Source organism: Pseudomonas sp. P5_B2, assembly GCF_056400445.1.
Genome location: NZ_JBFULH010000130.1, coordinates 1 through 10,703 on the forward strand (window position 1 = coordinate 1; position 10,703 = coordinate 10,703).

Annotated in this window: 6 protein-coding genes and 2 pseudogenes; 3 read left to right on the forward strand and 5 right to left on the reverse strand. The window is 59.1% G+C overall.

Annotated features, from left to right (window positions below; translation table 11 throughout):
* The first annotated feature begins 148 nt into the window (after positions 1-148).
* Positions 149-1,555 carry a DUF2252 domain-containing protein gene (locus AC1DRJ_RS12965; protein ID WP_477802500.1) on the forward strand — a complete coding sequence of 469 codons (1,407 nt, stop codon included), beginning with the start codon at positions 149-151 and terminating at the stop codon, positions 1,553-1,555.
* Positions 1,556-1,717: 162 nt separating this feature from the next.
* Here the strand turns inward: AC1DRJ_RS12965 and AC1DRJ_RS12970 are convergent, their stop codons facing one another.
* Entirely contained in the window at positions 1,718-2,566 is an 849-nt protein-coding gene (locus AC1DRJ_RS12970; protein ID WP_477802501.1) for a phosphatase PAP2 family protein, read from the reverse strand.
* Positions 2,567-2,591: 25 nt separating this feature from the next.
* On the reverse strand, positions 2,592-3,263 hold the full coding sequence (pmrG, locus tag AC1DRJ_RS12975) for a lipopolysaccharide core heptose(II)-phosphate phosphatase PmrG (protein ID WP_477802502.1): 672 nt from the start codon (positions 3,261-3,263) through the stop codon (positions 2,592-2,594).
* Between the two features lie 292 nt (positions 3,264-3,555).
* On the opposite strand from pmrG, the pseudogene AC1DRJ_RS12980 reads away from it, so the two are divergent.
* Positions 3,556-4,584, forward strand: a pseudogene (locus AC1DRJ_RS12980) (methyl-accepting chemotaxis protein); the annotation flags it as partial.
* 261 nt (positions 4,585-4,845) lie between these two features.
* Positions 4,846-5,442 (forward strand): annotated as a pseudogene (locus AC1DRJ_RS12985) (methyl-accepting chemotaxis protein); the annotation flags it as partial.
* A gap of 229 nt (positions 5,443-5,671) precedes the next feature.
* Here AC1DRJ_RS12985 and AC1DRJ_RS12990 read toward each other — a convergent pair.
* The 3 genes from AC1DRJ_RS12990 to AC1DRJ_RS13000 form a co-directional block, all read right to left on the reverse strand.
* Positions 5,672-7,045 (reverse strand): DUF1329 domain-containing protein, encoded by a 1,374-nt coding sequence (locus AC1DRJ_RS12990; RefSeq protein WP_477802503.1) that lies wholly within the window; start codon positions 7,043-7,045, stop codon positions 5,672-5,674.
* Between the two features lie 187 nt (positions 7,046-7,232).
* On the reverse strand, positions 7,233-9,188 hold the full coding sequence (locus tag AC1DRJ_RS12995; protein WP_477802504.1) for a DUF1302 domain-containing protein: 1,956 nt from the start codon (positions 9,186-9,188) through the stop codon (positions 7,233-7,235).
* A gap of 69 nt (positions 9,189-9,257) precedes the next feature.
* Entirely contained in the window at positions 9,258-10,547 is a 1,290-nt protein-coding gene (locus AC1DRJ_RS13000) for a phospholipase (RefSeq protein WP_477802505.1), read from the reverse strand.
* Positions 10,548-10,703: the final 156 nt, after the last annotated feature.

Sequence of the window (10,703 nt, forward strand, 5' to 3'; positions counted from 1 at the left end):
AAGCTACTCAGCATGACTAGTTCTGGTAGTTTTTGCTGATTTTCCCAGCCAATGCCTATTCATCAGGTACCCGTAACAGCTCAACCCCACACGCCCCTTCTACACTCAGTTCCAATTCTCCTCAAAACGCCAACCAAAAAGAGGCCTCATGACTAACCTCGAAGACCGTTTGAAGCAAGGCAAGGAGGCTCGCAAAAACTGCTCGCGCAGCGCTCAGGCGGCGATGGGGAAAGCAACGCGTGATCCTCTGCCGTTGATCAAGCGGTCCAGTGAGGGTCGAATCAAATCACTGGTCGAATTACGGTATGGCCGCATGCTCGTGTCGCCGTTCGCCTTCTATCGTGGCAACGCCTTGTTGCAAGCCCATGACTTGGCCGCCACACCCGACATGGGCCTGGTATCGACGATCTGTGGCGATTGCCACCTGATGAATTTCGGCGGTTTTGCCACCCCCGAGCGCAATCTGTTGTTTAGCGTCAATGACTTCGACGAAGCCCACCCTGGCCCTTGGGAATGGGACCTGAAACGCCTGGTGGCGAGTTTCATGGTCGCAGCCCGGGGCCTGCGCCATGGTGAGACGGTGGAAGAAACCGTTTGCCGCCAAGTGGTCGGCGCCTATCAGGAAACCATGCTTGAGTGCGCCCAACAAAGCGCACTGGAGAGCTGGTACGAGTCCATCAGTTACGATGACCTGCTCAAGCAGGCGAGCAAAGGCACGCTGGAGCATGTGGAGCGTGCCATCGCAAAAGCCGAACGGCGTACGCATGCCGAACTGCTGCCGAAAATCAGCGAACGTCACGCAAAAGGTCATCTGGTCATTCGCGATGACCTGCCGGAAATTTTCCACCTGCACAAAAACACCACGCTGCTGGATGCCGACGATGACTGGCTGCGCCTGTCGGACTGGCGCCCGTTGTACGACACGTTCATGAGCGATTACCGAACCACGCTGCAGGCGGACCGTCGTGAACTACTGTCACGTTTTCACGTTCACGATATGGCGTTCAAAGTGGTGGGCGTAGGCAGTGTCGGCACGCGTTGCCTGGTGGCGCTGATGACGGATGAACAAGAGTTCCCGCTGTTCCTGCAATTCAAGGAAGCGCGACGTTCGGTGCTAGCCGATTACGTGAAGGCGAAATCGCGTGTGCGACATAACGGTCAGCGAGTGGTTGATGGTCAGCGGTTGATGCAATCTGCCAGTGACCTGTTCCTCGGCTGGACCACCGGTCCCAGCKGTCGACACTTTTATGTGCGCCAGCTGCGCGACATGAAAATTTCAGCGGAACTGGAAACCTTCGACACCGAAGCGTTTGCAGCCTATGCACACTTGTGTGGTCGCGCCCTCGCTCGCGCCCATGCCAAATCATCCGGACACGCCTCGCAGATCAGCGGGTACATCGGCAAGAGCGATGCATTGGCAGAGGCGCTGATCAAATACGCAAAAAGTTACACCGACCAGAATGACCGCGACTACGAACGATTCCAGCAAGCCTGCCGCAAAGGGCAGTTTCGCGCGCGTTCGGAGGCGGACTTTGCGGCGGATCATTTGCCGTAAACGCTCTGCCCCGCGGGCGTTCATCTACATGAACTTTTCTTCACCCCGTCGCGCCTCAACAATCGGTACATTGCCCTCGCTCTTCAAGAAACTACAGTTTGCCCGCCCTCCCGCGGGCTTTTTTTTGCCTGAAAGAACGGACAACCTTTCACTGTCTGTTTTTCACACGGTGGTGGGTGGCGTAGCGTCCAGCGTGGTGCTCATGTCCGCTGACGCCGAACCCTTTTTCAGCACCGGCACGTCCAGTCTTGCCCGCCCGTAAAACGCCAGGGCCGTCAGCAAGCACGCCAGCCAAACGAAGATCCCGGCCCAGAAGGTGTGGGACATGTAGTGCCAGCCTTGCAGAACCCTTGTTGTTCCGTAGACGAAACCGAGCACCAACGAGAACCACAACACCGCTTTGGAATATCGCCACTGGTAGCGACGCGCAACGAAGTACAGCGCAAGCATGGTGAAACCACCCGACGCATGCCCACCCGGCCAGCAGCGGCCGTCGCCGGCTTCATGGAACAGCTGGAAGTTGTTGTACCACTCCATATGCGCAATCTTGCCACCGTAGAGGGTCGTTTCAATCGGGCAATACACGCTGGTGTGGGCCTTCAGGAAATGGATCACGCCGGTGCAGACGGAAAACGCCACCACCACAAAGATAAAGTCACGGCGATGGTCATAGGTAAACCGCAGCACGGGGGCGGCTTTGATCCGCTCCAGAAATTGACCGATACGCGGGCGCTTTTGCGGGTTGACCAGTGGCCAGGCAAACGAAAGAAACATGCCAATCAAGGCGATTTCAGCGGTCCAGTTGGGAATGATGCGCGCCCACTTGTGGGTGACTTTCTCGAAGAAGTGAACCTTGTCGAGCGGGAAGGTCTGGGTGACCGGATCAAAAAAAAGATTGTTGAAGGCGATGTCGATGGTAGTCATGTCGAACATCAGGAAAACCGCAGCTGCGCAGACTAGCGCAATACCGAAGTTCACCCAGTAAAAGCGGTGTCGGGAAAAATTCAGCATTGTTAGTCCTGATCTAGAGGTAAATTCATTCGGTGGTCACCGTCTGCCAGTCGGAGGCGTCAATGAAGCCCAGCATATGTGCCGCTTGAGGCGTTGGCGCGGTGATAAACAATGAGGCGCCATAACCCAGGGTTGAGGTTGGCAACTTGAGGTCCTTTTCGAGTTGCGTCATGCATTCACTGTGGGTCACCAGAATCAGATTGCGGCCCGCTACTTTATGCGCCAAAGCATCACGCAACATAGTGCCCTTGCAACTGATTAGCCAGTCCTCCCCGACGCCTGTCTTGCTGAACATAAAATTGGCGGTCTGCRCAGCACGCAGAATCGGACTGTGGTAGATGTCGGCCTTGTTCAGCCCGAGGCGCTGGAACTGCGCACCCACACTGACCGCAACGCTTCGAGAGCGCTCCGTGATGCCATCGTTGCCCGCCAGGCAAGGGGCTGGGGAGTGATCGCAACGTTCGACATGACGAACCAGCACGATCATGTCGCCCTTGGCCCAGCCGTCCGCTAACGCCTTGGCGCCCGCGACATTGCCATGGGCAAGGTCCGGCACGCCGGCGGGCTGCAACAGCCATACCGTCAACGGGATCACCAGCAGCGCGGAAGCCAGCATCACTGCCACATTGCGATAGCGGGCATAGCGGCTCAAATCAATCGAGCGTTTTATCCCGAGCAGGTTCAGTCTCAATTCCACATCAAACCGCCTCGCCGGCACGTACAGCTCTCATTTAATCCCGAGAGGTTAACGAGCCGTGCGTTGGCAAGCGGTGAACGTAATGTGAAAAAAAGCTTAAAACCTGCGCAAAGTCTTGTTACAGGATCAGCCTGACAAAATCCTTTCAGCTCTCGCAAATGCGGCCGATACAGACCTGCTACCTACCTTGCTGGCGCCAAAAAAAAACAATCTTCCAGCCAATCGATGATCAAGAAGCACAACATTCCTGGAGGAATTGATGAATAGCTGGTTCGGCAATATCAGCGTGAACATGAAACTGGGCCTGGGGTTCGGCCTGGTCCTGGCCCTGACCTGCGTCCTCGCCCTGACCGGCTGGACGAGCCTGGGCAGCTTGATCGATCGCAGCAACTGGATGAGCGACATCACCCAGCTCAACGCCGGCCTGACCAAGCTACGCGTGGTGCGCCTGCAATACATGCTGACCAATGGCGACGAAACCGCCGCACAGAACGTACAGACCACCCTCGATGCCTTCTCGGCCCAGCAACAAGCATTGCTGTCGACCTTCAAGAGTCCGGAAAACCTCAAGCTGCTTAAGGAGCAAGGCACCGTCATTGCGGCGTACCAAACCTCCCTGAATAAAATGCGCAGCGCCTACCGCACTGGCAACAATGCCCGCGACGCCATGGCAGCCCATGCTCAAACCGCCAGCACCTTGATCGAGGCCCTCAGTTCCCGGGTGCAGCAAATGCCCCTGGATGATCAGCGTTTCGAACAATTCCAGGCCATCACAGCCGCCAAGGAAGCGTTCATCCTGACCCGCTACGAAGTGCGCGGCTACACCGCCACCACTAACGTCGAGACCGAGCAAAAAGCCGTCGGCCAATTGGATGCGGCGATTACCAGCCTCAAACCACTCAATGTGCAATTTGCCGAGACTCAGTTAGATGCCCTGCGTCAGCTGGAAACCGCGCTGGCCAACTATCGAAGCGCCTTGCAGGCTTATAAAGCGGCCAACACCGACGTTGTGCAGGCGCGCAAGGAAATGACCGAACAAGGCGCCGCTATCGTGACCCTGAGCGAACAGCTGTATCAGATTCAGCTCGATCGCCGCGATGCAGAAAGTGCCCAGGCCCGCACTCTGCAATTGATCAGCACCTTGCTCGCGTTGCTGGTTGGCGCGATTGCCGCCGTGATCATCACTCGTCAAATCACTGGCCCGATTCGCGACACCTTGGCCGTGGTGGAACGCATCGCCAGCGGCGACCTGTCCCAGGACGTCAAAGTCACTCGTCGTGACGAACTGGGTGTGTTGCAGCAAGGCATCGCACGCATGGGCGTGACCTTGCGCGACCTGATCAGCGGCATCCGCGACGGCGTCACACAGATCGCCAGCGCGGCTGAAGAGTTGTCCGCCGTGACCGAGCAAACCAGCGCTGGCGTCAACAGCCAGAAGGTCGAGACCGATCAGGTCGCCACTGCCATGCACGAAATGACAGCGACTGTGCAGGAAGTCGCGCGCAATGCCGAAGAAGCTTCGCAAGCCGCTGCAGCGGCAGACGGCGAAGCGCGCGAGGGCGACAAAGTGGTCAACGAAGCCATCGCCCAGATCGAACGCCTGGCCAGCGAAGTGGTGCGCTCCACCGAAGCCATGAGTGTGCTGCAACGGGAAAGCGACAAGATCGGCAGCGTGATGGACGTGATCAAAGCCGTCGCCGAACAGACCAACCTGCTGGCGCTCAACGCCGCGATTGAAGCGGCGCGTGCCGGTGAAGCCGGTCGTGGTTTCGCGGTAGTGGCCGATGAAGTCCGTGGTTTGGCCCAGCGCACTCAGAAATCCACCGAAGAAATCGAAGGCTTGGTGGCCGCTTTGCAGAACGGCACGCAACAAGTGTCGGCGGTGATGAACAACAGCCGCACCCTCACCGACAGCAGCGTTGCGCTGACCCGCAAGGCCGGGGTATCACTGGAAAACATCACCCGCACCGTGTCCAACATCCAGTCGATGAACCAGCAGATCGCCGCCGCTGCCGAGCAGCAAAGTGCCGTGGCCGAAGAGATCAGCCGTAGCATCATCAACGTGCGCGACGTGTCCGAACAGACCGCCTCTGCCAGCGACGAAACTGCTGCGTCCAGCGTTGAACTGGCACGGTTGGGGAATCAGCTGCAGATGATGGTCAGCCATTTCCGCGTTTGACATTCACTTTTGATTGTTCCCACGCTCCGCGTGGGAATGCCGCAACGGACGCTCTACGTCCGCTCCTAAATGTGACGCAGAGCGTCACGGGCTGCATGCCCACGCAGAGCGTGGGCACGATCAAAAATCGCGAGCACGCTCGCTCCCACAGGTAAGGCGTCGAACACGAATTCTGTGACCAACCCATTACCCTGTGGGAGCGAGCCTGCTCGCGAATGCGTCAGGTGAGTCACCGCGTCCCGCKCTGGCGCAATGCCGACGGCATGAAGTACGCGTCTTCCGGCGCCGCTTGGGCGAAGTCCACGGTGGCCGGCTCTTCGTTGTCCAGGTTCTGCACGTAGTAACGACGCGCCTGCAAGTCATGGAAAACGTCCAGCGCACTCCAGGTGGTGGGCAGGTCGTAGAAATTTTTCAGGTAGGCCATCGACACCCGCCACAACTCCCCTCGCCCGTCGTATTGATCCACCAATGCTGCACCCCAACTGTCCTCGTCCAGAAACAGCACGCGCTTGGAGTAGATATGCCGCGAGCCCGGCTTGAGCGTGCCTTCGACCACCCAGACCCGGTGCAGCTCATAACGGGTGAATTGCGGGTTGAGGTGACCCGGTGTGAGCAACTGCGCGTACTTCACCTCAGGGCTGCCGACCTTGTAATTGTTGTAGGGGATGTAGACTTCTTGCTTGCCCTTGAGCTTCCAGTCGTAGCGATCTGGCGAGCCGTTGAACAGGTCGGTATCGTCCGCCGTGCGCRGGCCGTCGGATGAGGCGATCGGCGTGTCATACGCCAGGTTCGGTGCCCGGCGCACACGGCGTTGGCCGGCGTCGTAGATCCAGGCCTGACGAGGGTCCTTGAGCTGGTCCAGGGTCTCGTGAATCAACGCCGCACCGCCGGCCAGCCGGGCCGGGCTCTTCACGAATGCCAAGTAGTAAAACAGGATGTTTTTCAGGTCGGCAAACTGCCCGCCTGGGCGGTAATAGGTGAAGAGTCCCTCCTGCTGCGAGGTCACCAGCGCGAAGCTGCCGTTGCGCTGTACCGGCGCTTCGGAGGCACGACGGACCACATAGATGCCTCGATAACGGGTGATGTGGTTCCACAACACCTCAATCCCGTCCTTGGGCACTGGGAACGGCACACCGCCATAGGCATCGGCAAAACCGCTACCGCCCTCGAGCAGCTTGGCCGAGGTCGCATTCTTGAAGGTGTTGTCATACAGCCACTGCGGCGCCGAGCCCGACCGACGAGAGGGATAGACCGGCATCTGGAAGGTGTCTGGGTAGCTGTTGAACAGGGCGATCTGGCCCGGGCTGAGGTGGGCCTTGTACTGTTCAAGGTTGGCCTTGGTGATGGTGAACAGCGGCTTGTCTGCCGCGTACGGGTCCGGATGATGCTGGCCCGGCTTGTAGCCTGCTGGCGCTTGGGTGATACCGCCGGCCCAGGCAGGGATGGTTCCGCCGGCGTTGCCGGCACGCTCTGCCCCTAGCGGTGTCAGCGTGGTTTTCAATTGCTCGGCTTGCTGGGGCGAGATGGCGGCCAGCGCGTTGCCGGCGGCCAGGCTCAGGAACAGCGCCAAGGTGGTCTTGGTCAGTCGTGATAGGTGAAACATGGACGTTCTCCGAAATAAAACCTGCTGTCAGGGAGTGCGGTCTGCAATACACAAAAGATCCAATGTGGGAGCGGCGGTGCGGCGATCCGACTGGCTCGCGAAGAGGGCGACACATCCAGCACAAATGTCGCCTGAAACACCGCTTTCGCGAGCAAGCCCGCTCCCACACTTGATTTGCGTGTAGCACTTAAAGGAAGTACTTGAGGTTGAAGCCGACGTTGTCGCGGTCGCGCAGGCCGTTGTCCTGCCCACCGCCGTAGAATTCGGTGTATTGCAGCTCGGCCTCCAGCTTGTTCTGGTAGTTGGCCTTGATCCCCAGGGTGTAGGCCTTGCGGCCCTCGATGGTGTTGCCCGCCTGATAACTGTTGCCCTTGAAGTCGTCCTTGTAGACGACGTAGGGCGAGACGTTGACCCCGGCATACACGTCGTTCCAGGTGCCGTTGACCATCGCGGTGTAGCTGTAGGAATCGCGGTTGACCTGGTCGCTACGACGGCCGCCGGACACATAGGAAAAGTTACCGGTACCCGCGTAGTAACGGTTACTGCCGTCATAAGCGGTGTACTGCAGGTCACTGCCGCGCAGGTGCTCGGACGCCAGCTCGAACACACCGAACATCGAGTCGAACGACAGGCTCGGACCAAAGTTGTAAATGGTGCCCAGTGAGGTGTTGAACGCTTCCACCCGCTCAGCGTTGTTGATCTGGCTGTCGAGCGTGACTTGCTCCCCGCCAATGTTGATGCTCTGACCGCCTGCCAATGCGGCAGCGCCGTTGGCCAGGTCGCCGATCAGGTCGTTGGTGGCGGCGACCCCGATGGGCAGGTTCGGCCGATAGGCCACTTCACCGAACACGGACGCCTGGCCCAGGGTGGTGTTGAAACTGAAGCCGTACATGCGGATGTCTTCGGCGTAGCGACGATGAGCCTGAATATTGCCCATCACATCCACAGTCGCCAGGCCGTTGGCCAGTTGCCCCGCCTGACTGCCGGCGACACCGGTCAACAGGTTGGTCAGGGCATTCATGTCGATGCCCTGGTAACCCCCCAGATCGGCGGAGACCGTCGGTTCCTTGGCGTGGTAGTTGACCAGATACACCCCGAACTCGGTGCTGTTGAGTTCTTCTGCGATGTAGCGAAAGGCGAAACCGAACTGGCCGTCATTGCGCGCGTTGTCATCCTTGCCGACCGAAGCCACCTTGACGATATTGCCGAAGGTCGGGGTCACCCCGTTGGCATAAAGGCCAGTGGTACTCAGTGCCTGGTTAAGCAAGGGGTTGTTGCCCAGCGCGCTGTACAGGTTGATCACGTTGCCGAAGCCAGGCACCGGGGTGTCCAGCGCGGTATCGGTAAAGTTGTTGTAGCCGGTGTTGCCGCCGTCGGCGAACAGGTCTGTCTGCGAGTAGAAAGTGCCCACCGGGTCGATGCGGGTTTCTTTCCAGTTCGTCTGGTAGAAGCTTTCCATGGTCAGGGTGTCGGTCAGGCCGATGTTGAAGCTGAGCGCTTCCACCGGCACCAGCACTTCCTTGACTTCGGCGCCGGGCAAACGGTACTTGGCCGCGTCCACCGGGTTGGTGGTGTTGATCCCGCCACGATAGAAAATCCCCTCGCCCCAGTTGAACACCTGGCGCCCCAGACGTGCCGTGACCGGCATCTGCGCCACGTCCCAGTTGCCATAGACGTAGGCATCGAGCATCTCCACCCGGCTACCGGCAATGTCGCGGGTCTGGTCAGTGAAGTGGTCGTCCTGGGGGTAACTCTGGCTCGGTTGCGACGGGTTGTTGTTGCGGTAGTAATCGTTGCGCTTGTCCATCAGCTGGGTGTCATAGAACGCGGTGCCGCGCATGAACACCCCGTAGTTCTGATAGTTGGCCTCAAGCTCCGAGGTGATCTTGTACACCTCGGAAACCAGCCCGGTGTCGAAGTTGCGATTGCCGTCGTTGGTGTTGATGTCGTCGTTGTTTTTGTCCCTTCCCTGCACCCGCCACAAGCGGCCATAGGACAAGGTACTGTCGAAAGAACCGGTGACCTGATTGTCCAGCACGCTGAACTCCTCGGCCTGCACGCCATCGACCGCGCACAGTTGCAGCAGCCCTGCCAGGCCGACGCCGGGGAGCGCCGTGCCAGACAGGCGAAATCGAGTGCTCATGATCTATTCCTCTTCCCTGATTTTATTTTTTTTAGGTTTCTGTGTGCATGGGCCATGTTGCCGCGATAGCTATGGCGCCAATCCCGCACTGACATAAATCCGGCTGTGCGCGCCGAAATGCCCCAGCAGTTCGAACAGCTGTTGATTAAGTGCCGGATGGTCGAAGTCTTCGCGCTGCACCTGGTTACCGGCGCTGAAATCGCTGGTGATCACAGCCGTGTCCAGCCACTGCCCGATGGCTTCATCAAACGCTGCGGATTCGGCGGCAGACTCGGCACTCACCACTTCGCGCAGGTAGTCGACCGAGTACGGTGGGTAACTGGCGTCATGTGCGAGATCGGCATAAGCATCGAGCATCGGGTGTGCCTGACCGGCGCGCAGCAGGCGACGAAGCCAGGCCGACTGATATTTTTCCACCTCCATGTGGCGGGTGGCGACTCGTTCGATGGCCGCTTGCTTATCGGCGTCGAAGCCGGCCAGCGCCTTGCTTTCCATCAGCAGCAGGCTCATCAGTTCGACGCCGGGCAGCGGCTTGGCGTGATAGGGCTGGGTCAGGTCCTGAACGTGGTGCAGGCCCCAACCGAGAAAACGATAGCCCCAGTAAGGATGGCCAGTGGCAAACGCCAGTCGCGCCAAACCCATGTACTGGTCGGCGCGCCAGTCCGGCCAACTGCGCTGAAGAAATCCCGCGGCGGCATACACCATCGCACTTTCATGGAAGAACCCCATATGGAACGGCGCCTGGGAGCTGTACTGAAACCGGGCATCGCCGAAAGATTGCGAGCCGAAGCCGTACAACGAGCCCACCTCGCCAGGGTTGTCGCTGAACAGATTGATGTCGTGGCCGTAATCAGGCTCATCGGCGGCGCTGGCCAACACGGCCAAGGGCGCTACTTTTTCGCCGTCAGCCACGTGGATGAAACGCTGGCGATTCCACGGCGAGAGTGTCTGCTCGACCATGACCTGCTCGGCCTTGAGGTGTTCACGCTCGGGCAGATCCTTGCCCGGTAGTGGCTGGATGACCATGGCAAGATGAATCCGCGGATTGATCCGTAACGCGGTGAGGAAGTCATGGCGCAGATTGTCCCCAGGCACCGCTGGCAATCGCAGGCTGTCGGGACGCGGCGGGTACCGGGCGAAGTGCTCACGGGCGAAGCGTTCCTGATCGTCCAGCAGCGTGGACACGGCTTGGTATTGTTGCGCGAGAAAGTGCTCCAGTGGCTCGACTTCAACCTGCGGGGCTGTGCGCAAGGCCGGCAGATCCTGCAACGCCAGGTAGCTGCCGACCGTATGGTTGGACCAGCCCCATGCCATCGGCGCCGTTCCACAAAGCAGCAGCAGGAGGAATGTCAGCTTCATTGCTTTTGGTTCTTATTGGATGTGCAGTGGGGGTTGAGCCTAACAACCGACCCCGCCCCTGACACTGTCCAATCTCACCAGAAAAGTTCTCCGATGGCGCCACACATCAATACAAAAAACAGCGCAGATCATTGTGGGAGCGAGCCTGCTCGCGAA

Excerpts from the sequence above, each read along its gene's own strand:
- AC1DRJ_RS13000 (WP_477802505.1), bottom strand. The coding sequence starts at position 10,547 with ATGAAGCTGACATTCCTCCTGCTGCTGCTTTGTGGAACGGCGCCGATG.
- AC1DRJ_RS12970 (WP_477802501.1), bottom strand. The coding sequence starts at position 2,566 with ATGCTGAATTTTTCCCGACACCGCTTTTACTGGGTGAACTTCGGTATT.
- AC1DRJ_RS12995 (WP_477802504.1), bottom strand. The coding sequence starts at position 9,188 with ATGAGCACTCGATTTCGCCTGTCTGGCACGGCGCTCCCCGGCGTCGGC.